Source organism: Vibrio sp. YIC-376, from assembly GCF_052353105.1.
Lineage (GTDB): Bacteria > Pseudomonadota > Gammaproteobacteria > Enterobacterales > Vibrionaceae > Vibrio.
Genome location: NZ_JBBWFK010000005.1, coordinates 256561 through 282483, shown reverse-complemented (window position 1 = coordinate 282483; position 25923 = coordinate 256561). Strand labels below are relative to the sequence as shown.

Genomic DNA, 25923 nt, shown 5'->3' with positions numbered 1-25923 from the left:
TATTATCAAATTATGGCTTTATAAATCAGGCGTTGAATTAATTCCCTTTAAAAACAGATGATTATATTTTCGTATCAAATGGGTACGATCGTTGCAAAGTACTAATAAAGTGTTTCAATCGTATCTTGCTTGTATAGGGAAATAATCATGAAAGTATGTAAGTTAATGTCTTTAGTCGCCGTTGCGGCAGCGTTAGTAGCCAATATCTCTACTGCGACAGCGAACCAGTTGGAAGCTATCAAGGAAAAAGCCGTATTAAAAGTTGCCGTTCCTCAGGACTTTCCACCTTTTGGCTCAGTGGGTACTGATCTACAGCCACAAGGATATGATATCGACATGGCGAAATATCTGGCTAAAGAACTCAATGTAAAAGTGGAGTTAGTGCCAGTGACCAGCGCCAACCGTATTCCTTATCTGCAAACTCAGAAAGTGGATCTGGTCATTTCTAGTATGGGTAAAAACCCAGAACGTGAAAAAGCAATCGACTTCAGTCAACCATACGCTCCATTTTTCCTAGGTGTGTTTGGCACGTCAGATGAAAAAGTGGCTGAGGCTGCCGATCTAGCTGACAAAACCATTGGTGTTACTCGTGGCTCAGTTGAGGACATTGAACTAAGCAAGGTTGCACCAGAAAGTACCACGATAAAACGTTTTGAGGATAACAATGCCACACTATCTTCTTTCCTATCTGGCCAGATTGACCTAATCGCTACTGGTAACCTTGTGGTTGCGGAAATTGCAACACGTTACCCAGCTAAGGCACCGGAAGCCAAGTTTATGCTGAAGAATTCTCCTTGTTACGTAGGCGTAATGAAAGGAGAAAGTGAGCTAGTCGAAGAAGTGAACAAGCTAATTTCAAAAGCTAAGGAAGAAGGCGTGTTAGAGGAGTTATCACAAAAATGGTTGAAAGCTCCATTCCCTAAAGATCTTGGTGCATAAGGATAATTTCAATGAGTTACCAGTTAGACTTTACTGGCTTGGCTCCCTACCTGCCACAATTTGTGGCAGGTCTGCAGACAACCGTTGAACTAACCGTTATTTCAACGGTTACAGGTTTAGCTGTGGGAACGTTTTGTGCAGCAGGGCGCACGAGTAAGCAAGCATGGTTACGTTGGTTATGTGCAACCTACATAGAGGTAACACGTAATACGCCATTTATTGTCCAGTTGTTTTTTATTTTCTTTGGATTGCCAGCACTAGGAGTAAAGCTAAGTGCATGGGAGGCGGGCTGTATCGCTATGGTTTTCAACCTTGGTGCTTATAGTGCGGAAATAATACGTGCGGGCATTGATGCGACACCTAAAGGTCAGTGGGAGGCTGGTAAAACGCTAGGCTTAACCAGACGACAAATCTTTACACGTATTGTACTGCCTCCGGCTTATCAGAAGGTTTACCCAGCGTTAGTCAGTCAGTGCATTATTGTCATGCTCGGCTCGGCGGTCGTTTCCCAAATTTCTGTAGAGGAACTCACGTTCGCGGCTAACTTTGTGCAGTCCAGAACCTTTTTAAGCTTTGAATCTTATGCTGTCACTGCGCTCATTTATCTTGTTCTTGCGGTCTTGATGCGCCAGTTGTTTGCATTAATTAAATCCCGCGTATTTAAAAACCCAGCACTGTAGGAGTACACGATTATGATGCAATTTACAGACTGGGATATTCTGCGCAATTTATTGCTTGCTGCGCGTTGGACGGTTTTGCTCTCGATGATTGCTTTTGTTGGTGGAGGTCTGGTGGGGTTAGGCCTTACGCTACTCAGAAGTATGAAAAATATTCACCTTGGCAAAGGCATCCAACTGTACGTTGAACTGTTTCAAGGGACACCGCTTTTGATGCAACTGTTCATGGCATTTTTTGGCTTATCTCTACTGGGGATTGAGGTGAATGCCTGGTCAGCTGCAGCCTTGGCATTAACCTTATATAGCAGTGCCTATTTCCACGATATTTGGCGTGGTTGTATTGAGGCGCTACCAAAGGGGCAATGGGAAGCATGTAGAACACTAGGACTCAATTACATTCAGACCATGCGCAATGTCATTATTCCTCAAGCTTATCGTATTGCGATTGCCCCAACGATTGGTTTCTCGGTTCAAATTGTAAAAGGTACCGCTCTCGCTTCGATAATCGGGTTTGTCGAGTTAACCAAAGCTGGAACCATGCTTAACAATGCGACATTCCAACCCTTTAAAGTATTCGCGATGGTTGCCTTACTTTACTTTGTTATTTGTTTCCCTCTGTCATTATTCGCTCGTCATTTGGAGAAAAAAACCTATGTCTCTCGTTAGTGTTGATCAAGTACACAAATACTATGGTGAGAACCATGTTCTAAAAGGTGTGGACATTAAAGTTGAGGCAGGTGAAGTTGTCTCTATCATTGGCCGAAGTGGTTCTGGAAAAAGTACATTGTTGCGTTGTATGAATGGCTTGGAAACGTATCAGGAAGGAGCCATCATTGTAGACCGCCAGGCAGTGGAAGATGACGACTATAAATTGCGCCTGCTGAGTCGAAGCGTCGGTATGGTGTTCCAGAGTTTTAACCTTTTTCCTCATATGACAGTGGGTGAAAACGTAATGCTGGCACCAAAACTGGTACTCAAAAAGGATGCGAAAGCTTGTGAAGCCCAGGCGAGAGAACTGCTTGAGAAAGTAGGCTTATCGGATAAATTCGATGCCTATCCTGCTAATTTATCCGGAGGACAACAACAGCGCGTTGCGATAGCACGTTCACTTGCTATGAATCCTAAGGTACTGTTGTGTGACGAAATAACCTCTGCACTCGACCCGGAGCTGGTAGGTGAAGTGTTAAAAGTGCTAGAGCAATTAAAAAGAGAAGGGATGACGCTAATTCTGGTTACTCACGAAATGAACTTTGCACGAGAAGTGGGTGACAGAGTCATCTTTATGAATCAGGGCAAAGTTTGGGAAAGCGGACCTAGTGAAGAAGTTTTCGATAACCCTCAGACCGAAGAATTACGCAGCTTTTTATCTGCAGTGAAGTAATGTTTGTGCCCCGCCCACCAAAATAAGAGCAACATAGAAACATACCTCCTTAGCTGAGAACAGCATTTGGTGGTCGTTTACGATCACCAACATTCTGGTCTCAATCGTAGCTGTCGCTTGGTACGCGCAGGGTTTAGTTGGATTTGAGTTTTAACTATTAACCTAAAAAGACCATAAATCATTCGCTCAATAAATAAACGAATGAACGGTGATCACAAACAAAGCGCTTTGATTTGAATCAAATTGTTATATTATAACGTTCTAGTTTGTTCAATTATCTATATCGTGTCTTACTTCCATCATCTTAAGCTAAAGAAATTGCTGCTCCTTGCGATGCTCTTGATCCCTCTAGGGTTGAGTGCGATTTCGCTTGTGCACTCAATGGAGATGGATCAAAACGTTCACGAACATCACACCTGTGAAATTTATGAAGCGATTTGCCACGCTTTAAGCTCGCAACCTACGATCGTAGTACACTCTGATAAAGCACAGTGCTATCAGATATTTGATATTAAGTTCACGACACTGGTTTCTTCAGAGCTTCCACGAACTCGCTCTCCACCTCAAATCGTCTAACTCCCTCTCCGTTAGGAGAACCCATCATTTTTCATTTTTTACCCAAATAGCCTCTAAATCTTTGGTTTAGTGAGGTTGCGTCGGCTTGTGCTTGTAAAACGGATTTAAAGCAATATGGGCAGGAACTTAAGCCGTTCAAAGCGAGATATTGGCTCGATGCACCCCGTTATTTGGGAAATAACGTTTAAAAAATACGTTAGGGATTGTTATGACCGAAATTTCTTATGCTTCTATCGCTAAAAAGAAGAAGCTCGTACGTGGTTTGATTCTGGCTACCTTACTTGCAGCAGGTGCTGCTATTGCATTAACCAGCAATGATTCATCGTCAGCAGATACATCGCCAAGTAAAAATAATACCTTGTCTATCAGTGGGCCTTGGGAGATCTCCAGCTTAGATCCGTCTAAGCAAGGTTATATGCTGATGCGAATGCAGGTTATAGAGACACTACTCAATGTTAGTGATAAGGGAGTAATCACCTCTGGGTTAGCGACCAAATGGCAAAGCAGTGAAGATGGCCTTTTATGGCACTTTACACTTCGCGACAACGTAACGTTTCATGATGGCTCCAAATTAGATGCTGAAGCGGTCGTACGTAGTCTGTCTTTTGCACAACGCAAACACGGCACACTTACTAAAGCAGATGTGCGAAGCATCTCTGCAGTTAATGGTCGTGAGATAAAAATCGAACTGAACAAACCATACGCGGCTTTTGCATCTCTGTTAACCAACTATTCCAACGCCATATTGGCTCCGGCATCTTTTAGATCCGATGGTGCAATAGGGACGCTTTATGGAACGGGTCCTTATCAAATGGAGAGCTTTACACCTCCACACAAATTGACCGTTAAGAAGTTTAACGGGTACTGGGGTGAAGACGGCAAGATAAACTTCGCCACTTACTTGACCGGTCACCGAGCAGAGAGCCGAATTCTGCAAGCTAAATCGGGTGAAGCGGATATCGTGTTCACGCTTGACCCATCTATGCTGCCGCAACTAAACGACAGCGATGAAGTTCAAGTTCACAGTAACCTGATCCCACGAACCATGTTTATAAAAGTGAATGCAGGGCACTCGTTTCTGAATGATGTGAGAGCTAGAAAGGCTTTGAGCATGGCACTGAACCGTGCGTCGATTGCGAAAAACGTTTTGGGTGTACCAGGCTCAGAAACCTATCAGATTATGCCAAGCTCGATGTCGCATTGGTTCATTGAAGGTGCGAAAACGGATGAGTTTAATCTAGAACAGGCGAATGCATTATTAGCTGATTTGGGTTGGATACGCAGTGCAACTGGTGTACTTGAGCGTGAAGGCGTGCCATTCAAGCTTACGATGACTACGTACGCGGATCGACCAGAACTCACAACGGTTGCTACGGCTATTCAGGCACAATGGGCGAGGTTGGGAGTTGAACTCAAAGTTGATGTAACAAATTCAAGTATGATCCCTGCAGGCCACCAAGACGGCTCACTGGAAATGGCGTTGATTGCTCGCAATTTTGGTATTAGCGCGGATCCTCTGCCTATCATCAGTACTGACTTCGCTAACGGTGGAGGTGACTGGGGTACGATGAACTGGAATAACGCTATTGTTGATGGTGCGATAGCAGAGCTACTGCATAGTCAGGATAAAGAACGTGCTTTTGAACTTAGCCAACAAGTCGCGAAAGAGATTTATCAGGACACTCCGGTCATTGCGATAGCGAGTTACAGCCAACATACGTCAGTGAATAAACGCATTAAAAACTTCAAGTTTGATCCGTTTGAGCGTAACTATTTCATCAATCAGATGGAAATCAACTGATGCTGTGGAGTCTTCTAAAAAAGCGCTTCTACCAACTTATTTTGGTGGCCTGGGGTGTAGGTACACTCACGTTTGTTCTTATGCGCAGCTTGCCCGGAGATATGGCATATCGAATTGCGGCGAGTCGTTATGGTCAGGATAACGTAGATTCCGCAGCGGCTGAACTAGTACGGCAGGAACTCAATTTGGAACAAGGGTGGTTCAGTAGCTATGTAAGCTGGATAGTTGATCTGTTGCAACTCAATTTAGGTAATTCGCTTGTGAGTGGTTTACCAGTGAGTGAAGCGGTTGTGCATCAGCTGGGCCACTCTTTGCTTCTTGCTGGGTTTGGTATTGCGCTATCGGTTTTGATAGCACTTCCCCTTGGTGCCTGGTCAGCGAAGAAGGGAGGGTTGGTTAACTCTCTCGTAGTATGTTTTTCGACGTTTACGCGCGCAATGCCTGTGTTTGTACTTGGATTATTGATGATCCTCATTTTCGCAATGAGCTGGAACTGGCTACCCGTTGCGGGGTTCGGCACCTGGCAGCATTTGGTTTTGCCAAGTCTTACGTTAGCTATCAGCTTAGCTGCAGTGTCGAACCGTGTTGTTCATAGCAGCGTCAGAAACGTTTTGCGATCACCGTTCTATACCTTTTCGCGAGTTAAAGGTTTAAGCGAAAGACAGACTTTCTTCCGTCATGGCATAAGGAATATGGCAGTACCCATTGTGGCATTTGTCGGAATTCAGTTAGTCAGTGTGATTGAGGGAATCGTGATGATTGAGTCTCTGTTCTCATGGCCGGGTGTTGGTCATGGTCTCGCACACGCTATTTTTGCCCGTGACATTCCCGTTATTCAAGGTTGCGCGCTAACGATGGGCATTCTGTTTGTAGTCCTCAATAGCATTATTGATGTGCTGTGCTACTGGATCGATCCAAGAGGTCAGCAAGAGAAATGATGAAACAATTTACATTAAATCAAAAGATAGGATTAGTACTCTTACTAGGGCTGTTTAGCTTTTCACTATTTGTAGGGTGGTTGTCACCTTACCCGATTGATGAACAACATCTATCTATTCGATTATTGCCACCAAGTGGCGAACATTGGTTTGGTACCGATCACTTTGGCCGAGATATGATGACACGCCTTGCGAGTGCCATCGGCTTGTCCTTCACCTTGAGTGTGTTGTGTGTGATCAGTTCTTCGACGTTGGGCGTTATGTTGGGTGTTTGCGCTGCTTGGGCTGGAGAGCGAGTTGAGCAGGGACTCAATGTTGTCGTCAACATTCTGTTAGCGTTGCCGGGTTTAGTCTTGGTTCTCTTGTTATCAGCAATTGCGCCGGGCTCGTTCTTGGTGATGTATCTGGCGATTTCATTGGTTCAGTGGGTTGAATACTACCGAGTTACCCGCGCCATCACGCGTACGGTCATCAATAGTCCAGAGAGACAAGTATCCGTGATGATGGGGTTCGGCAAATGGTATCAGTTCAAACGCCATATCTGGCCCGCAATTTCGTCTTCGGTCTTTACTATGGCGGCGTTTGGCGGTGCAAATGCCATTTTGATGATGGCCTCTCTTGGATTTGTTTCCGTGGGTATACAGCCACCACTTGCAGAGCTTGGCCTGATGAGTGTCGAACTGTTCCCGTTCTATGTTGATGCGCCTTGGGTCTTAGCTCAGCCATTATTGGTAATAGCGTTGTTGGTATTGGGCTTTCATTTATTAGCAGGAGCGAGCCGTGAATCTCTTAATTCAACTGACTGATTTGTCGATCAAAGCAAAAGAAGTCGAGCTTCTGCAGCCTCTATCGCTTGAGCTTTATCAGGATAAGCCTGTGACTATTCTTGGACAGACGGGTTCTGGTAAAAGCTTATTAGCGCAGGCAGTGATAGGTTTGCTACCAAAAGAACTTACACAATACGGAACCGTGGAGGTGTTTGGTAAAACTCGTGACAGGCGCTCACTGGTTAACTTGTGGGGCAAAGAGATCATCATGCTCCCGCAAGAGCCGTGGCGAGCGCTAGACCCATTAATGCCAGCATACAAACAAGTGGCTGAGGTTTACGAATGTGTTCATGGCTTAGACGAGGAGCGCGCTTTTAACCGCGCAATCGACGACTTGGATAAGATTGGGCTTAAAAGCAGTGCGCATAAACGTCCCGGACAGCTTTCAGGAGGTATGGCTCAGCGCTTGGCTGTTGCTGCGGCGACATCAGCAGGAGCTAAGCTCATTTTGGCAGATGAGCCAACAAAAGGTTTGGACGTAAGCCGCCGGGATGACATCGTTGGTCTGCTGATGGAAAGTGCTCAAGGTGGCGGTTTAATGACCATCACTCACGATATTGAAGTAGCGCGCCAAATAGGTGGTGACATTATCGTAATGAAGGAGGGGGTTGTTGTTGAGCAAGGGCCGGCTGAACAAGTGCTTAACCTTCCTAAGCATGAATACACGCGATCGTTAATTGGCGCAGATCCGCAACATTGGGATGAGCGCGAGAAGAACTTACACTCGATTAAACCGGTAATGACGGTAGAGAACCTTTCGGTTGGGCGAGGTAATAACGTGCTTTCTCAAGGCATCAACATTACCTTCCATGAAGGAGAGGTCATTGGTGTTGTCGGTGATAGTGGATGCGGTAAAAGCACGCTAGGTGATACCTTGCTTGGCTTATTGCCTGCCTTGGAAGGTACAGTGACGAAGCATTCACCTAACACTAAACCTTATCAATGGCTTAAGTTATTTCAGGACCCGCCTGCGGCGTTCACCTCTAGTGTGACACTCGGAGTGTTATTGGAGGATTTGGTTAAGCTTCATAAGTTGGATAGAAAACGAATTCTTCCATTGATGGAGAAACTGAAACTTTCGCCTGAACTACTGGAAAGAAAAAGTACCAGCGTTTCGGGAGGCGAACTCCAGAGATTTGCCATACTAAGAGCTTTGCTATTGGATCCTGTGTTCCTGTTTGCGGATGAGCCAACCTCAAGACTCGATCCGATCATCGCTAAAGAGGTAACCGACTTATTGGTGGATTTAGCAAAAGAGCAAGGATGTGCGTTACTGCTTGTAAGTCATGACCCAAATCTGATTGAAAAACGTTGTGATACCGTCATGCGCTTAAGTTAAGCATTGGTATATAGAAACAAAAACGCCTTTGGCTGCATAGTCAAAGGCGTTTTTTGTGAGTTGAATTTCTTCGATTAATTTAACTCAATTTTACGAACGGTATTCGCTTCAATGTCCTCTTGAGTGAAGAGAACGTCTCTCCACTCCTAGATTTGTCATTAAATGTCACTTTCAATCTGCTTACTTATCCTTTTTTACTCCTTATTTCCCTCACATTGGCTGGTTATGTTGGTTTGTAATACGTAACAAACAAGACGTCATCACGGAGGTCAATGTGATGATGTTTAAGTTTAATTAAGGGTGTTTCAAACGAGCATGCTAATTAAATTTGATCGAAAATTGGTAAGTTAGATTAAATATGAAAGCGTTAAAAATCTCTTGTTTTACTTCTTTGCTCTTAACGTCTGCTCAATCCTCAGCGGCATTGTACCAAGTCATTGAGGTCACACCTGATACAAGTTATAGCTACGGCAGTGCTTACGGTGTTGCTATCCAGCCATCTACAGTAACAAGCGAAAGCGATAACTGTTTTGAGTCATCCTATGTCGAAGGGGATGGAATCTCTTGTTCAGGCTATACGCTTGCCGGCGAAACCCGAATAAGTGAACCGAGTGAGGGAAAGGCTGTCGACGGCTTGAGTTACCGTGAGGAAACGCCATTTGGCATCGATAACCGTTTTATGTACGTTCAAGATCAAGATGATTTTGAAGATTACTGTGACGCACAATTATTGTATGGAACCTGTGAATCTTGGGCAGCCCTGCACTGGGAACAATGGAGTGATGAACTAAGCGGCAGCACTGTTCCGAACTCGATAGCGTTTCTTGGTGAATCCGATATCGGCACCGTGTATGACGAAAGCTATAACATTGTGATTAACTCGCTAACGGCCGACTCTCAACCTGTAGGTATCCTGCATGGGTTAGGGGATGTGACAAGTTATCTTAGAAATTATACCCAAGCACTTGATGACACTAACCCGATAACGGATTCCTACCTACAATCGAGAGCCTGGAAAACCGATGGTGATTACACAATAGGCAGCGTATCGACAAGTGCATCAAATGATTATGGTGATTTCTATTCTTCTAAAGCCGCATTATGGAGCTCGTCTCTGGGTTCATTAGTAGAACTGAACTGGGGAAGTTCGGTTTCTGATACCGCTGTCTACAAAAACAGAACGGCTCAAGGAAGCCTGAGAGATTTTGTTATCGTCGACAATAAGCTTTACAGCGTTGGCTATAACACATATCTCCATGACTCCTACTACTACTTTATGGAAGCGACGGTCTTTTCTGTTGACCTGGAGAGTGATGTTTTTGACGCAGATAACTGGGAAACAAAGAAAGTTTCTGGAGCAGGTGTAGAAAGTGATGACGATTACATTTACAGCAATACACTCTTAACTGGCGTAAACAGCAACCTTGTTGCGATTGGTGAAGCAAAACGTTCGGGTAGTTACCCATACGAAAATGCGGCATCTAACAGAATGTATGTTATCGATGATATATCAGAGAATTCCCTATCGGCGAGCTACTTAAGTGGTGGTATCTTCTTCGATGGTGTTGGTGGTAAAGCTCGTTCAATAAATAACTTTAATGAGATTGTTGGGCAAGTAGATGCTGAAAATACCAACGAAAGTAGTGGTAAACCAAGGAGAAAACGCGGATTTATTTATCCATATAACGGCACTGGTACAAGCGACACACGCCGTTCAAGGTTCAGTGATCAGGCTTGGTGGTTGGATGATTTGACCAATGGTGGCGATTATTCTGAAGATAATAACCAGTATCGAATCATTGATGCATCGGGAATCAATGATGCAGGTGTCATTTCCGCTACTGCGTTGAAATGTGAATCCGGCTATGACGACACCAGCCACTTTGCGACATGTGGTAATGAAGAAGAGGACGAACAGGTTGTCGCCGTTAAGCTAGTACCTATCGTTGGCGCTACATCTGACGATATCGAGGAACGAAGTGAGGAAACTGACGAGACGACAACAAGCCGTTCCGGTGCAAGCTTAAACTATTTCTTATTGTTTACTTTAAATGTTCTGTTCGGACTTCGTGTCTTCTCAAGAAGACAGGTTCGAAGAAATAAAGACCAGTAAACATAGAACCGTCTTGTTGCCCCGGCTAAATAATTAGTTTGTTTAAACTATGCACTTTAGCCATTTAAAGCGAACTCATAACATGAGTTCGCTCTTTTTCATTTTTCCAATCTATTTGCACATTCTTACAGATTCGTTTAGCCGTGCTGACTTTTGCTAAAGCCTACCAATCCTACCTTTCTCCATAATCTGCTCACATTGTTTCGTTACATTGAGGGTCGTTTAAAGAGGGCCGTTGTGCGTATAAATCGCGCGACTGTTTTTATGGAGAAAAGAGATGAAAAAAATTGTATTAGTCGCAACCACATTAATGTTGGCATTCGGTTCTATGTCCGTATTCGCAGATGATCGACCTGCTCCACCACCTAATGGCGATCGACCAGAGCCACCTTCATTTAGTGATATTGATACAAACGGCGATGGTGTGTTGACTAAAGGCGAGTTGAAAGGCCCTTTCCTTCAAGACTTCGATAAACTTGATGTCGATGGTAGTGGTTCACTAACTGAAGATGAATTACCACAACCACCTGAGCCTCGATAAACACAAATAGTCCATTTTATCGAATGACAGCAATGGGGGAATTCAGTCTGTGAGGTTAAAGGCGCTTGCTTATACAGAAAAATTAAAGCAGCATCACTTTAATTCAGTCCTGGTGAAAGAACGCTAAGCGCTGTAATTCTCCCATTTGTTAGAAGTATCCTATAGGTTTTCCGTGCGTATTTCTCTGTTTCAAAAGCTGTTTTCTGCGTTATTACTTAGTAGTGCTCTTGTTATCGTGATCATGGCGCTACAAATTAATGCGAGCTTTAAAGATGGCTTCCAACAGTATTTGAATCAAGAAGAAATCGCCAAAGTGCGTTTATTGTCTGAAAGAGCAAGTCAATATTATTCCCAGTCAAAAGACTGGTCGCGATATGAATACTCTCCACACTGGTGGGAAGATTTTCTGATGCTGTCTGGAGAAATGCCACCTCCCAGAGACGACATGCTTCCGCCAAATGAAAGAAAACCCTCGTGGCGAGGAAAACCACTTAAAGAGCCGATTATGATGCCGCTAAGTGGAAGGTTGAACCTATTAGATGTGAACGGAAATGTATTGTTCGGCCACGCAGAAAACCTCGACGTGAAAGAAGGGATGCATTTGCATAAAGTGGAGATTCTTTTTGAAGGTGACGTGATCGGCTATCTTTCTATTTTGCAGAGCGATTCATTTAACAATCATTTAGCCGATCAGTTCTTAAAATCGCAAACAAAGAACCTGTTGATCATCAGTGTTGCGGCAATTTGTGTGAGTTTGCTCTTTGCTCTTGTCTTTGTGCGTTACTTGTTGACGCCGTTACGAGCACTTCACCAAGGTGCGAATGCGGTACGTGATGGAAACCTCGATTATCAGATTGAGTATGACAGTAATGATGAAATCGCCGATGTGACCCAGGCCTTTAACCATTTGGTTGAATCCTTGAAATATCAGGAGGAGATGCGCGAACGGTGGCTGTCGGATATTTCGCATGAGTTACGCACACCATTAGCCGTGCTTAGAGGGGAGCTCGAAGCGCTTCAAGATGGTATTCGGCGTCCTGAGCCAGCTTATATTCAATCCTTACATCAACAAGTGTTAACGCTTGCTCAGTTGGTGGAGGATTTACGCGCTTCTGCAAAAGCAGACATCAAGTTGCACCTGAAAAAAGAGATCGTGAATGTACGGAATGGGGTTGAAAATGTTCTGGTCAGTCATTTAAACCGCTTTGAAAAAAAATCGCTGAACTTGAATGTTGATTTTGATATCGACCCGAATGCGACTGTGTATGTGGACAGGCAGAAACTGAGTCAGGTACTGAATAACTTATTGGAGAACAGCTTCCGATACACAGACGAAGGTGGAAAAGTTAACGTCTATTTAGGGCAGGAGCAAAACTCAGTGCTACTCTCCATAGAAGATAGCTCACCAGGCGTGCCGAATGATGCGCTACCAAAGCTTTGCGACCGATTATACCGGGTCGATCAGTCCCGGAGTCGAGCTTTTGGTGGTTCGGGACTGGGACTGTCAATTTGTAATAACATCATCCAAGCTCATAAGGGTGAGCTGAAACTGGAGCATTCTGAGTTGGGTGGTTTGAAAGTTTCTGTTCGTTTACCCATCGAATAGGGCACAAGCTTCAGTTACAAGTAATTAGGATAAGTAAAAAAAGCCATGATATTAATTGTCGAAGATGAGCCGTCACTGGCAAACGTTGTTTCGGATTATTTGATCCACAATGGTTTTAAAACCCATATTATCGGCGATGGTAATGATGTGATTGATTGGGTTAAGAATAATAACCCAGAACTGATTTTGCTGGATTTGATGCTACCAAACCGTAGCGGATTAAGTCTCTATCGGGAACTCAGAACCTTCAGTGATATTCCTACCATTATGGCGACTGCGAAGGTTGAAGAAATCGACCGATTATTAGGTCTGGAACTGGGAGCTGATGATTACGTTTGTAAGCCATACAGCCCACGAGAATTGGTTGTGCGTGTGCGAAACATTCTACGCAGATACAACTCGACCAATAAACCAGTGACCGAAAATGAGAGCGCTCCGGTTCTGATCGATCAAAGCCAGATGAAAGTATGGGTAGATGGTGAGTTGGTCACGCTTACATCAGTGGAGTTTAAGTTGCTGACTCATTTTCATAAACACGAGGGGCAAGTATTCAGTCGTGAGCAGTTGATGAATAAGATCTACAGTGACGAAAGAGTCGTTACGGATAGAACCATAGACACTCATATAAAAAATCTACGCAAAAAGATCTTTGCCGCTAACGCGGAATATGACTGGATAAAGGCCGTGTATGGCGTGGGTTATCGTTTCGAGATGGAATAAGCCAAACTCAATCGTTGCTAAGACGATGCTCATGACGTTGGTTCGTAATTCTCGGGAGTTATGCCATCGTCAGTATTTGGTGAAATCATATTGCTTTAGCGGGATTCGACTATTGCTATCTGACTCATGCGTATAGAATCGTTTATGTATGTAATGAATAAGTAAGAGCTAACAATTGAAGACAAAAATTAAAGCAAAAACCTTGGCCATTTCTGCCGCAGCGTTGCTGATCAACGGCTGCGCTAGCTACAGCATCACTGAGCGAGATATGAATCAATATCTCCAAGATAAAGCGACCATTAACCAATCCGTTGGGGTTGAAAACGTCATGTATGCACAAGTTTCCGTTGATGACCTTGAAGTGAAAATCGGCCGTGTTGATGATGACCGTATATCGGTGTTTGCTAATACAACGGCGAATGTACAGTTTTTTACTCAACGCACTCTAGGGTTGGATCTCGATCTGGAATTTAGCGCTATTCCTAGGTATGACCAAAAGACCGGTGAAGTGTTTCTGCAGTCGCTACGTTTGGAAAAGTTTGAAGATAAAAGTAATTTGCTGACACCGGAAATCACCAACTTAATTAAACCTGCTGTTTCGATGATCGGTTACGCTCTATCAAATCAGCCTGTTTATAAGCTCGAAAGTGATAAAGTTCAGTCAATTCTGCTGAAGTCGACGAATCCAAACTTAGTTATCAAAAACAACAAATTAGTGATTGAGCTCTTCAACTAACTGACCTCTCATTCGTGATCCGCTGCTGACTTAGCTGCTCAGTCACAGCGGATGCTATAGCAACAACTTCTATTCGCTTCGGCGTAAATTATCGTCTAATTCGAGACACAATACTCGTAACGCTTCAATGCTCTCTGCCGACATGCTCGAGCGTGACTCAAGCTTTGCGGTCAACTCTTGAGCATCTTCCTGTAACTGACTGCCTTTTGGTGTCAGAGAGATGACTTTCTTACGCTCATCCAAATCGGAGACTTTCCGAGTTAGTAAGTTTTTTGATTCCAATCGCTTAACAATAGGCGTCAGCGTACCTGAATCTAAATGGGTATCTTGAGAAAGTTCTTTCAGACTAACGTCGCTTTTGCACCAAAGCGAGTGCATCACAATGTACTGTGGGTAGGTTAGATCGTATTCGTCAAGCAGTGGTCGAAACGCACGCACCAGCGAATTGGTCGCGGTGTACAAAGCAAAACACACGTTATCTGATAATTTCTCGGCCATTAGTGAATCCAATTTTAAACAAGACGACAATGTTAACAAATTTTATGCCATTTAAAAAACATTGTGCGCAAAATATTTTTAAGCAAAGTAGTTGCTTTCTTTTCTCTCTCAAGTTAATTTACTCGCAAATTGTTTGTGCACAAAGCATTTGTCTGCCAATCAATTCAAATAACTAAGGCGCGAAAACGGTTTATGACTAACGGTTACGCGTACGTTGAAGCAAAAGTAAGAGAGTTCATAATGATCAGCCAACAAATCCATTTAGCATCACGCCCAGTCGGTATGCCGACAAAAGAAAACTTCAAGTCTGTTGACGTAGAGTTACCGGCAATTAAAGAGGGCGAAGTGTTAATTAAGAATACTTGGATGTCTGTTGACCCATACATGCGTGGTCGTATGTACGTGAGAGAATCATACATCCCACCGTTTGAAATTGACCAAGTATTAGAAGGTGGCGCAATCGGCGAAGTTATCGAATCTAAGAATGAAAACTTCCCAGTTGGTTCAAAAGTAAGCAACATCAGCGGATGGCGCACTACGTTTATCAGTGATGGCGCTGATTTAACCTTGTTACCAGCGGTTGGGCTACCAGACCAGCACTTCCTTGGCGTTATTGGTATGCCAGGCTTAACTGGTTGGGTAGGGTTGTTTAAAGTTGCTCAACTTAAGCCGACAGATACCGTTTTTGTTTCTGCAGCGTCAGGTGCAGTAGGTAGTGTTGTTTGCCAGCTTGCGAAGCTACATGGCTGTAAAGTGATTGGTTCAGTAGGCTCAGACGAAAAAGCTGAAATGGTGAAAGCAATGGGTGCAGACGCGGTTATCAACTACAAGAAAGTAGATGACCTTACTAAAGCACTACGCGAAGCAGCGCCAGAGGGCATCGATGTTTACTTTGAAAACGTAGGTGGTGCACATCTGGAAGCAGCACTTGAAGTTATCAACCCATACGGTCGTATTCCAGTGTGTGGCATGATTGCAGACTACAATGCAGAGACTCCACAACCAGGTCCAAGTAACCTACTGCAAATCAACACTAAAAAGTTGACTATGCAAGGTTTCATCGTCATGGATTACTGGGATCATATCGGTGAGTTTGTTGAGCAAATGGGTCAGTGGATCAAAGACGGTAAAGTGAAGTCTGAAGAGACGGTATACGAAGGCCTTGAAAACGCCGCTGAAGCATTCATCGGCCTATTCGAAGGCAAAAACAGAGGTAAGATGCTGGTTAAGATTTAACGAGCTGAGTTAGAAGTAAAGGTGGGTGAAATGCCCACCTTTTTTAGCTTTAGTGATCACAACATGTACTGGATTAAGTACTATAAATCCTTATATAACAATACATTGTATATCTTAAATTTGAGGTACTAGGCTCTATTAGCCGTGGTTTCTATTTAATAGAGAATGACGAATGAAAGATAAAGTTTTTCTAATATTGGCTAGCATTATTGTTCCTGCCTCCCATGCTGAAATTATAAATATTCCTAAAGAAACTGGATTCTCTGGTTTTATAATGGGCGGAGCCTCTTATATTAATTATTCATCTAACTTATACAAAGGGCAGAGCGATTCAAGTGATGAACACTCCGGTCTCTACAACGAACCCAAAAAACGTTCTACTGGAGTCCCTCTTTTGGGGTTAGATTTACGTTACACGTTTGCAGACTCGCGAACCCAAATATTTTTCGGTAACTTGATCCAAGATGCTGTTCAATTTGACTTTACTCAGCAGTTAGGTGTTAGACAAGAAATTGGTGATAAAGGAATAGTGGCATTGAGCTATGTTTTTCCGCTTATGCCAACAGAAACTTGGTCTGATCCCTACGCCTCTGGTGATAGAGACGATACTGATATTAAGTCGGGTGGTGTACGTTTTGCCTGGGATAAAATTTGGGGTACAAGGTTCAATGCCACCTTAACTTATCGAAAATTTGATATCGATGAAGAAAAAAGTGGTGATAGCTTGGCCTTAGACACAGATCAACAGGCATTATTGGATAGAAACGGCAATCTCACTTCGATGTCATTAGCGTATGACTGGGTTTTAAATTCATCTAATATTGTGACTCCACAGTTGATATTTGGTGTTGGGGATTTTGATGGCAAAGCCATGTCGTACGATAGAACGGCGGCTAAATTGTCGTATCTACATATCCGGAATCAGTGGACTTTTGCGACTAACATCTACGCGGGGAAAGTTGATTATGACAGAGCGAATCCGGTATTTGGCAAAAGAATTGACACTAATGAGTTTGGTGTCAACGCTTCATTTTTCTTAAATAGAATATTTGGTGTTGAAGACTTAACTTGGCTAGTCAGCGGCTCTTATGCTGTCAGCGATTCGGATATCGACTTCTTTAAAAAAGACATGAATAGTGTCAGTACTGCGCTGGTGTATGATTTTTAACCAGTACTATATATTCCATAACTTGCCTGCGACTTTATTCGGTATAGGTTTCTAATTCGTCCTAGTTGTGTTTACTGAGTCTGAATCAAATTTGGCGAAATATCTGCGCCTTCTAGAATGTGGCTGCGGTTGTGGCTAGGCTGTTGCGCTGTCGGTAGAGTTGTTTGCCAGCTTGCGAAACTACATGGCTGTAAAGTGATTGGTTCAGTAGGCTCAGACGAAAAAGCTGAAATGGTGAAAGCAATGGGTGCAGACGCGGTTATCAACTACAAGAAAGTAGATGACCTTACTAAAGCACTGCGCGAAGCAGCGCCAGAGGGCATCGATGTTTACTTTGAAAAATCTGGAAGCAGCACTTGAAGTTATCAACCCATACGGTCGTATTCCAGTGTGTGGCATGATTGCAGACTACAATGCAGAGACTCCTCAACCAGGTCCAAGTAACCTACTGCAAATCAACACTAAAAAGTTGACTATGCAAGGTTTCATCGTCATGGATTACTGGGATCATATTGGTGAGTTTGTTGAGCAAATGGGTCCGTGGATTAAAGAAGGCAAAGTGAAGTCTGAAGAGACAGTCCTGAAAACGCCGCTGAGGCATTCATCGGCCTATTCGAAGTCAAAAATAGAGGTAAGATGCTGGTTAAGATTTAACGAGCTGAGTTAGAAGCAAAGGTGGGGGAAGTGCCCACCTTTTTTGTTTTATAAGGCTAGGGGTGAGTGTGTTAATTGTACTAAGTGCTCCAGTTCGAACAGTTAGGTGGGACCTTACCAGTTTTTACACTTACTTAACCTGGTGTCCAAAACTGTTGGTGTGGATCATTACCGCCATTCCCCGTAATCTGCTTTGTGCTAAGAACCAAAGCTATGGATAGCCCTGCTAAATTTTTCATTTCGCTTGCATGACAACGGTAGCTATATCATTACCCGACGTGGTACAGTCGATGCCCTTATTATTCTCGAGCACTTTTCTATGGGCTGGAGTTATCGTAAAAAGTTTAAAGAGAGCTCAATCAGGAGGTACTTAATAACCTTAGCGACAGGTTTCTCGGGGCATAAATTTGGTACAGGGCCAGCGGCAAAGCAACTTGCGGCCGACCTGCTAGCGAATCGCAGTCCAATAGTCGACCTAACACATTATCGATTCAAGCGATGTTAACAATCGTATATAACAACAAAAATAAATACTCAGACTTTTTTAAAGACAATAACGTATCCCTCACTTTCAACTACTTGTTATTTTAGAGAGAGATTACACCCCAATGAACAACGTAACTGGTATAAATGAATTAAACCAGCTCAGTTCTGACAGAGAAAAAATGGTTGATATTGTCTTAATCGGAGGAGGTATCATGAGCGGGACGCTTGGTACATTCATCCAACAATTAGAGCCCAACTGGACAATAGAAATGTTTGAGCGTCTTGATGACATCGCTCAAGAAAGTTCCAATGCATGGAATAACGCCGGAACGGGGCATGCTTCTCTCGCGGAATCGAATTATACGCCAGAGAAGCCAAATGGCCAGGTCACGATAGGTAAAGCTGTTGATATTTATGAACAATTCCAACAGTCTCGTCAGTTTTGGTCCTATCTGGTAGAGGAAGGCACAATCAGTAACCCGGGTCACTTTATCAAAAGTGTTCCCCATATGAGTTTCGTCACTGGCGAAAACAATGTCGAGTTTCTGCGTAAACGCTTCAAATTACTTCGAACTCTTCCTCTTTTTGATGGAATGGTTTATTCCGAAGATGAACAACAGATCCGCTCTTGGGCTCCATTATTAATGGAAAACCGCGATCAAAATCAGCCAGTTGCGGCCACTCGTTCGCGTTTCGGGACTGATGTAAACTTTGGTGCTCTGACGCATCACATGGTTGATTCCCTGAAAAAAAATCACAACTTCAGACTCAACTTGCAACACGAAGTCCGTTCACTGAAACACCAGCCTGATGGCACCTGGAAATTAAAAGTGAAGGATTTTAGTAATAACAAAACTCGTACCGTACATGCCAAATATGTATTTATAGGCGCCGGAGGAGCATCGCTTACGCTCCTGCAAAAATCAGGAATTAAAGAAGCCAAAGGTTATGGTGGCTTTCCTGTTGGTGGTCAATTCTTAGTGACGGAAAAACCAGACATCGTTAGAGCCCATAAAGCCAAGGTATATGGTAAAGCGCCCGTCGGTGCCCCGCCTATGTCGGTGCCCCATATGGATACCCGAGTCATAGACGGAAAAGAAGTGGTTCTATTCGGCCCCTTTGCAACCTTCTCAAGTAAGTTTCTTAAAAACGGTTCCTTATTAGACTTATTTAATTCTGTAAGCCCATCAAACTTACTGCCAATGACACAAGTCGGAATGAAGAGCTTTGATCTTATCAAATACCTCCTCGGCCAGTTAACACAGAGTAATGAAGACCGAATGAATGCGCTGCGCGAATTTTTCCCGTCGGCAGACACTAATGATTGGTCTTTATTACAAGCAGGTCAGCGGGTACAGATCATCCAGCATGTACCCGGTAAAGGAGGTGAATTACACCTCGGCTCTGAACTTGTTCATGCAGAAGATGGTAGCCTCACCGCCTTACTAGGCGCATCACCAGGTGCATCTGTTTCAACTTCTATAATGCTTCAATTACTTGAACGTTGTTTTAGTGACGAGATGGCTTCAGATAAGTGGAAGCATAAGATTAAAGAAATGATTCCGTCATATGGATTGTCGTTAATCGAACACCCTGAATTGAATCAAGAAATTTTACGTAAAACGAGTGAAATACTGCACTTAGAGCAGGATTTACTTGAGGTTCGCTCAAGTAGAGAAAATATAGTAGAGCAAAACGAACCAGTTTTTGCCTACAGGGCTTAACGTCCTGCGGTTACACCGTTATATTCGCCTTATGTTGATCAACTTCGATAACTAAAATACCGCTCCTAGAGGGCGGTATTTTAGTTCTTCAAATCTAACATGAAAAACATCGTCCTGTTCGGCTATCAAAACAGCCGTGCGAGAGCCTGTCCGGTGGACTTCTTATGTGAATACTCCGGTTATTTGCAAAGCGATGTCTACAGAGCCGATGACGAATTAACTAAAGTTACCAATGTGGGAGTCTTCGCGCACGCTCGTCGTAAGTTAATAGATGTGAAGAAGCTTCACGGTAAAGGTAAATCTGGTAAAGCGGATGTGGCATTAGCGAAAATTCAAATGGTGCCGATTCCAGTGCGCTGTTGTACAGGACCATTGAGACAGCGAAAGCCAACGGGCTAATACTCTACGATTACAGGGTCAAATGCATGAAAGAGCTGGCAAAGGCTGAGCCTGATATAATACCAATCGTAGTAAATAACTGGTCATTCTAGCTTGTTAAAATACTCGATAACTGCGTTAGAATTTTTGATTGTAGAATAACTACTTATCGAAAAATCCTGCCTTGTTCTCAGGCATTTTTCCTACGCTATTTCTGATCACTTACTTACTGTGATTGGTATAAACACACTTCTTCCCTGAAACTTCTCACGCTGAAACCAAATCGCCCCGTGGGATCATGGGGCAGATACAGAATAATCTCGATGAGTATAAAATTAAACATGGTTATCTGTCGCTAGTCTGTAATTGATAAAACACTCAAAAATTAACCTGGAAAACTTGATCAAGGTCAGTTTGATGCTACTTTTTAAGTATGGAACCCCTGTTTTTGGGAGTACGTCCATCAAGTTGAAGTTGATTTTTCATGTTCAGATAGCAGAAAGCTTGCAAGATTTTGCAAAAGATTACTATCAGGATGATATTAAGAACAAATGAATTGGAACTTAGTCTTAGTGTGCGCCTAATATCCTGTTCATTGTAAGGTACTGTTATGAAAGCGTTAATTACAATCGTATGTATGGTGTTTGCGTTTGCCGCTACCGCTGGTGAACGGATGGTACAAAATAACACAAAACTATATTCAGATACATTTGCTAGTAAACAGGATGCGATCAATGCTGGCTTCAATATGTATGACGCACTGGCGAACGCAAATGACAAACAGTTACGTTGGAAACTGAATCCAGCTGGTCAGAATGTCGTCGGAAGAAGTATGCATGTAGAAAGTGCTCAAGTGAGGGTTGAGGAAGTGCCTGTATCTCGAGATACTATTCACTATCGTGCTATTGTTGACGTAGATTACAACTACAAAGTTAGAGAAAGTAGTCGCTAATCTTCAGACATTAAAAAAGGCGGATAACTCATTGGGTTATTCGCCTTTTCTATTTAGGGTTCTATTTGGGGGTCTTCAGATGTCATTAGTTTAAACTAACAAATTTCTGTGTATCACCCGATTTTTGCGCTGCTTGAAATTCTTTCGAAATACGTTCTAACTCTAAAAATGCATAGCTATGTTCATTATAATTGCATACGTTCAAAGATATAGCTAACTTGTACACTGATAGAGCTCGGTTCATATCGCCATGTTCCATATAATACTTACCTAAATAAAAATAAGCTTCGGTAAGTCGCTGTGCCATCACTTTATTGTCCGATGTGCTATTAGTGACCAGTTTGACGACATTTTCTTCAGTTATTTTGTTCAGAAGTATACCTGCTAATATCCAACCCCATTCATCGGTTCGGTTTTTATAACTCTCTTGTAAATGTGCCGTTGCTGAAGTTTTATCTACGTCAGATTCAATAATATATAACCACATGGCACGGAATGGATCGTTAGGGTTTTCCTCATAGAAAGTTTTGATATCTTCCAGTGCAAGTTCTGGTCTTCCACCATAATAAAGTGCAATTGCACGGTTATATATGGCTTGCTTATTATTCGGATCCAATTCAAGAGATGAGTAAAATGCTTCATAAGCAGCATCAAACTGACTAATTTGGGTGTAGTACATCCCAAGCAGGTTATAGATATCAGGTTGTTGTGGATCGATCTGCAGTGACTTTGCATAGTCTGTGCTGGCCAAATCTCTTAGTCCTATCTCGTCATAATTAAGACCTCGTTTTAAATATATTTCGGCACGAGACTTATCGTTGAGTTCTTGATCTGTCAGGAGATGATTTAGTTTTGCAATGTTAGCCTCTGCCATTGCATTCGGTTGCAATGGTACAGCCATAGCTGGGTACACTAATTGTTGTTCATTTCGGGTTGAGCTTTTTTGGGAAATGTCTTTTTCAACAGGGTTACATCCTGTCAAAACAATCAGCGCACCTAAACTATAAAACTTATACCATTTGACCATATCTATACTCCAATTTTACTCCCAAAATCAGTTTGGGAGTGATTTGAGCACCTTTATAGCACAAAAAATAACCAAATTGCCAATTATTAATTAAACACTCAATAAAGGTTTTATTGTTATTGTGATCGTGTCCCTTGGCTTTAGCCTCCTCATCAACACAATACGCTTTAATCCACAAAGCTTACATGGCACTAAAGGCAGCAACAGTGGCTTTATCAATGTTTTTAATCGATTCCCACCGCAGTCCGTTTGCAGTTCTAACTTTTAGCAAGTTGGATGTTGATACGGCCGCATTTCCCACTTATCGGCAAGCCATAAACTGTTCGAGAAACATAAGTGTTAACGGTACAAGTCTTCTTAGATTCACGGTCTATCACTTTAAACCGACGATCTCGGTAACAAAATACATCGATGATCTGTGGAGATTCATCCAAAGTGACTTAAAAGAAGTTACTAATCAGTATGGTAGAAGGCGTAAATACAGTATTCGACTCAACAACGCGGAGAAGAGCCAATAAATCTATGGCAAATAGGTAGGCTTTGTCTGCTAAGGATCAACTACGGTAACTCAGTTGGGGAAGGAATGTGTAAGTAAGATCTCTATAAAGAATTTGTTTTATTACTAGATAAAGCCGTTCAAAAAGCTACTTTCTCGGGTGTTAAGCAAAAAAATAGACAAACCGAGGTTTGTCTATTTTTTATTACTTAGTCCAAGTTTTAATTACTCGGAGATTTACGAAATTAGTCTTCGTAGTTCTCGATGCTTGGGCACGAGCAGATTAGGTTGCGGTCGCCGTAAACGTTATCTACGCGGTTTACTGTTGGCCAGTATTTCCAAATCTTAGTTGCTTTCGATGGGAAGCAACCTAGTTCGCGAGAATATGGGCGATCCCATTCTGCCGCTGCAAGATCCACTTGAGTGTGAGGTGCGTTCACCAGAGGGTTGTTCTCTAGTGGCCATTCACCGTTTTTCACTTTCGACATCTCTTCACGGATTGAGATCATCGCATCACAGAAACGGTTTAGTTCTTCTAAATCTTCTGATTCAGTAGGTTCAACCATTAGCGTGCCAGCAACAGGGAATGACATAGTCGGAGCGTGGAAACCGTAGTCCATTAGACGCTTCGCGATGTCTTCTTCGCTGATACCTGTCTCTTCTTTAAGCGGACGAATGTCAATAATACATTCGTGTGCTACGCGGCCGTTTTTACCACGGTAAAGAATCGGATAGTGTGGACGCAGACGCTCCATCACGTAGTTCGCGTTAAGGATTGCAACTTTTGTTGCTTCTTGCAGGCCAGCTTCACCCATCATTGCGATGTAAGCCCAAGAGATAGGCAGGATAGATGCGCTACCCATATCCGCTGCAGAAACTGCGAAGTCTTTGCCTTCAACACCGTTCTCGATGTGACCCGGTAGGAAAGGAGCCAGGTGAGATTTAACACCGATAGGACCCATACCTGGACCGCCACCACCGTGTGGGATACAGAAGGTTTTGTGTAAGTTCAGGTGAGATACGTCAGAACCAATGAAACCTGGAGACGTTAGGGCAACCTGTGCGTTCATGTTAGCGCCGTCCAGGTAAACCTGACCACCTGCTGCGTGAACCATTTCACATACTTCTTTCACTTGCTCTTCGTAAACGCCGTGCGTAGAAGGGTAAGTGATCATGATGCTTGATAGGTTATCTTTGTGCTTCTCGATCTTATCAGCAAGATCGCTCATGTCGATGTTTCCGTCTTCATCACACTTAACGACAACCACTTTCATTGACACCATTGACGCTGTCGCAGGGTTAGTACCGTGCGCAGAACTTGGGATCAAGCATACGTTGCGGTGACCTTCGCCACGGCTGTCGTGGTAGCGTTGAATCGCGATAAGACCAGCGTACTCACCAGATGCGCCAGAGTTCGGCTGTAGTGAGAACTCATCGTAACCAGTGATTTCACATAGCTTCTCTTTTAGATCTTTCGCTAGCGCTGCGTAACCAGCAGCTTGCTCTAGAGGAGCGAACGGGTGGATAGAACCAAACTCAGGCCACGTTACCGGAATCATTTCCGCGGCTGCGTTCAGTTTCATCGTACAGCTACCCAGTGGGATCATACCGTGAGTCAGCGAGAAGTCTTTGTTCTCTAGCTGTTTCAGGTAACGCATCATTTGCGTTTCGCTGTGGTGCGTGTTGAATACTGGGTGAGTCAGGAACTTAGAAGTACGGCGTAGCGCTTCTGGAATTGAAGCAAACTCGTTACTTGCGATTTCTGAAGACAGATCGTTAACGTCTTGTTGTACACCAAATACTGCGAATAGTGCTTCGATATCATCAGTCGTTGTTGTTTCGTCTAAGCTGATACCTAGTTTGCCATCTAGCTTACGTAGGTTGATGTCTGCTGTTTGCGCTTTCGCGTACAGATCTTCAGTTTTACCTTCAGTGTTGATTGTGATGGTATCGAAGAAACTGTTGTGAGCTAGCTCATAGCCAGATTTTGTCAGGCCAGCGGCTAGGATTGCAGTCATATGGTGAGTACGACGAGCGATAGTACGTAGGCCTTCTGCACCGTGGAATACGGCGTAGAAAGACGCCATGTTTGCTAGTAATGCTTGCGCAGTACAGATGTTCGATGTCGCTTTTTCACGGCGGATGTGTTGCTCACGAGTCTGCATTGCCATGCGTAGTGCCTGGTTGCCGTTTACATCAATAGAAACACCGATTACACGACCTGGCATTGTACGCTTGTGCGCATCACGAGTTGCCATGAATGCTGCGTGTGGACCGCCGTAGCCCATAGGTACGCCGAAGCGTTGAGCAGAACCGATAACAACATCAGCACCCATCTCACCTGCTGGTTTAAGCAGAGTAGAAGCAAGTAGGTCAGTGGCAACCGTCACTACTGTTTTGTTTGCTTGTGCTTTTGCGATGATGTCTGTTAGATCACGAACTTCACCAGTTGTACCTGGATATTGAACTAGCGCACCAAATACGTCTTGTTGTGGTAGTGATTCAAGTGAACCAACTAGAACTTCAAAGCCGATGTATTTCGCACGAGTTTTTACAACTTCTAATGTTTGTGGGTGAACATCGTCAGCCACGAAGAATACGTTACTCTTGCTCTTACCAGCACGTTTACACAGAGTCATCGCTTCTGCTGCTGCAGTTGCTTCATCAAGTAGAGAAGCGTTCGCGATTTCCATACCAGTCAGGTCCATAACCATTTGCTGGTAGTTTAGTAGCGCTTCAAGACGACCTTGAGAAATCTCTGGCTGGTACGGTGTGTACGCTGTATACCAACCTGGGTTTTCTAGTACGTTACGTAGAATGACGTTTGGCGTGAAGGTGTTGTAGTAACCCTGACCGATGAACGTACGTTTGATTTGGTTTTGGTCTGCAAATTTGCGCATCGCGACAAGCATGTCTGCTTCGCTTTTCGCTTCTGCTAGTGCTAACGGTTTTTCCAGACGAATTTGTGCAGGGACCGTTTCTTGGATCAGTGCGTCAAGGTTAGCAACGTTGATCGCTTCCAACATTTTTTGTTGGTCAGATTTATTTGGGCCGTTGTGGCGAGCAACGAACTCATTTTGTGTGCTGAGGCTTTGAAGTAATTCAGTCAT

General features: G+C 43.5%; 22 protein-coding genes and 1 pseudogene. 20 read left to right on the top strand and 3 right to left on the bottom strand.

The window, feature by feature from the left end:
• Positions 1-165: 165 nt before the first annotated feature.
• The 13 genes from WJM94_RS12035 to WJM94_RS11975 all read left to right on the top strand — a co-directional run bounded on the left by WJM94_RS12035 (position 166) and on the right by WJM94_RS11975 (position 14194).
• Positions 166-939, top strand: coding sequence for a transporter substrate-binding domain-containing protein (locus WJM94_RS12035; protein ID WP_444494525.1), 774 nt, complete (start codon positions 166-168; stop codon positions 937-939).
• Between the two features lie 11 nt (positions 940-950).
• Positions 951-1619, top strand: coding sequence for an amino acid ABC transporter permease (locus WJM94_RS12030; RefSeq protein ID WP_444494451.1), 669 nt, complete (start codon positions 951-953; stop codon positions 1617-1619).
• Positions 1620-1631: 12 nt separating this feature from the next.
• Positions 1632-2282, top strand: coding sequence for an amino acid ABC transporter permease (locus WJM94_RS12025; RefSeq protein WP_444494450.1), 651 nt, complete (start codon positions 1632-1634; stop codon positions 2280-2282).
• Positions 2269-2997 (top strand): amino acid ABC transporter ATP-binding protein, encoded by a 729-nt coding sequence (locus WJM94_RS12020; protein WP_444494449.1) that lies wholly within the window; start codon positions 2269-2271, stop codon positions 2995-2997. Before WJM94_RS12025 ends, WJM94_RS12020 begins: the two co-directional genes overlap by 14 nt.
• 784 nt (positions 2998-3781) lie before the next feature.
• Positions 3782-5374: an ABC transporter substrate-binding protein gene (locus tag WJM94_RS12015; protein WP_444494448.1), complete on the top strand. Its 1593-nt coding sequence runs from the start codon at positions 3782-3784 to the stop codon at positions 5372-5374.
• A 2-nt stretch (positions 5375-5376) separates the two neighbouring features.
• On the top strand, positions 5377-6312 hold the full coding sequence (locus tag WJM94_RS12010; RefSeq protein WP_444494524.1) for an ABC transporter permease: 936 nt from the start codon (positions 5377-5379) through the stop codon (positions 6310-6312).
• Positions 6309-7118: an ABC transporter permease gene (locus WJM94_RS12005; protein ID WP_444494447.1), complete on the top strand. Its 810-nt coding sequence runs from the start codon at positions 6309-6311 to the stop codon at positions 7116-7118. Before WJM94_RS12010 ends, WJM94_RS12005 begins: the two co-directional genes overlap by 4 nt.
• Positions 7093-8478 carry an ABC transporter ATP-binding protein gene (locus WJM94_RS12000; protein ID WP_444494446.1) on the top strand — a complete coding sequence of 462 codons (1386 nt, stop codon included), beginning with the start codon at positions 7093-7095 and terminating at the stop codon, positions 8476-8478. The genes WJM94_RS12005 and WJM94_RS12000 overlap by 26 nt, the downstream gene beginning before the upstream one ends.
• Before the next feature lie 358 nt (positions 8479-8836).
• A complete protein-coding gene (locus tag WJM94_RS11995) occupies positions 8837-10591 on the top strand; it encodes a DUF3466 family protein (protein WP_444494445.1) in 1755 nt (584 codons plus the stop codon).
• A gap of 277 nt (positions 10592-10868) precedes the next feature.
• Positions 10869-11132 carry a hypothetical protein gene (locus WJM94_RS11990; protein WP_444494444.1) on the top strand — a complete coding sequence of 88 codons (264 nt, stop codon included), beginning with the start codon at positions 10869-10871 and terminating at the stop codon, positions 11130-11132.
• Positions 11133-11373: 241 nt separating this feature from the next.
• Positions 11374-12738: an ATP-binding protein gene (locus WJM94_RS11985; RefSeq protein WP_444494443.1), complete on the top strand. Its 1365-nt coding sequence runs from the start codon at positions 11374-11376 to the stop codon at positions 12736-12738.
• A 45-nt stretch (positions 12739-12783) separates the two neighbouring features.
• Positions 12784-13458, top strand: a complete 675-nt coding sequence (locus tag WJM94_RS11980) for a response regulator (protein WP_444494442.1) — start codon at positions 12784-12786, stop codon at positions 13456-13458.
• Positions 13459-13633: 175 nt separating this feature from the next.
• Positions 13634-14194 (top strand): DUF1439 domain-containing protein, encoded by a 561-nt coding sequence (locus WJM94_RS11975; protein ID WP_444494441.1) that lies wholly within the window; start codon positions 13634-13636, stop codon positions 14192-14194.
• A gap of 69 nt (positions 14195-14263) precedes the next feature.
• Here the strand turns inward: WJM94_RS11975 and WJM94_RS11970 are convergent, their stop codons facing one another.
• On the bottom strand, positions 14264-14692 hold the full coding sequence (locus WJM94_RS11970) for a MarR family winged helix-turn-helix transcriptional regulator (protein WP_444494440.1): 429 nt from the start codon (positions 14690-14692) through the stop codon (positions 14264-14266).
• A 192-nt stretch (positions 14693-14884) separates the two neighbouring features.
• Between WJM94_RS11970 and WJM94_RS11965 the strand changes: the two genes are divergently transcribed.
• The 7 genes and pseudogenes from WJM94_RS11965 to WJM94_RS11935 all read left to right on the top strand — a co-directional run bounded on the left by WJM94_RS11965 (position 14885) and on the right by WJM94_RS11935 (position 21290).
• Positions 14885-15928 (top strand): NADP-dependent oxidoreductase, encoded by a 1044-nt coding sequence (locus WJM94_RS11965; RefSeq protein ID WP_444494439.1) that lies wholly within the window; start codon positions 14885-14887, stop codon positions 15926-15928.
• 172 nt (positions 15929-16100) lie between these two features.
• Positions 16101-17096, top strand: coding sequence for a DUF2860 family protein (locus WJM94_RS11960; RefSeq protein WP_444494438.1), 996 nt, complete (start codon positions 16101-16103; stop codon positions 17094-17096).
• A 117-nt stretch (positions 17097-17213) separates the two neighbouring features.
• Complete coding sequence (locus WJM94_RS11955; protein WP_444494437.1) at positions 17214-17456, top strand: zinc-binding dehydrogenase; 243 nt, start codon at positions 17214-17216, stop codon at positions 17454-17456.
• Positions 17422-17763 carry a hypothetical protein gene (locus WJM94_RS11950; RefSeq protein WP_444494436.1) on the top strand — a complete coding sequence of 114 codons (342 nt, stop codon included), beginning with the start codon at positions 17422-17424 and terminating at the stop codon, positions 17761-17763. Before WJM94_RS11955 ends, WJM94_RS11950 begins: the two co-directional genes overlap by 35 nt.
• A 595-nt stretch (positions 17764-18358) precedes the next feature.
• Positions 18359-19960, top strand: coding sequence for a malate dehydrogenase (quinone) (mqo, locus tag WJM94_RS11945; RefSeq protein ID WP_444494435.1), 1602 nt, complete (start codon positions 18359-18361; stop codon positions 19958-19960).
• Between the two features lie 96 nt (positions 19961-20056).
• Positions 20057-20451 (top strand): annotated as a pseudogene (locus WJM94_RS11940) (IS66 family transposase); the annotation flags it as partial.
• A 497-nt stretch (positions 20452-20948) separates the two neighbouring features.
• Complete coding sequence (locus tag WJM94_RS11935) at positions 20949-21290, top strand: DUF3316 domain-containing protein (RefSeq protein WP_444494434.1); 342 nt, start codon at positions 20949-20951, stop codon at positions 21288-21290.
• A gap of 85 nt (positions 21291-21375) precedes the next feature.
• Here the strand turns inward: WJM94_RS11935 and nlpI are convergent, their stop codons facing one another.
• Both nlpI and gcvP read right to left on the bottom strand, forming a co-directional pair.
• Positions 21376-22317 carry a lipoprotein NlpI gene (gene nlpI / locus WJM94_RS11930; RefSeq protein WP_444494433.1) on the bottom strand — a complete coding sequence of 314 codons (942 nt, stop codon included), beginning with the start codon at positions 22315-22317 and terminating at the stop codon, positions 21376-21378.
• A gap of 741 nt (positions 22318-23058) precedes the next feature.
• Positions 23059-25923, bottom strand: coding sequence for an aminomethyl-transferring glycine dehydrogenase (gene gcvP / locus WJM94_RS11925; protein ID WP_444494432.1), 2865 nt, complete (start codon positions 25921-25923; stop codon positions 23059-23061).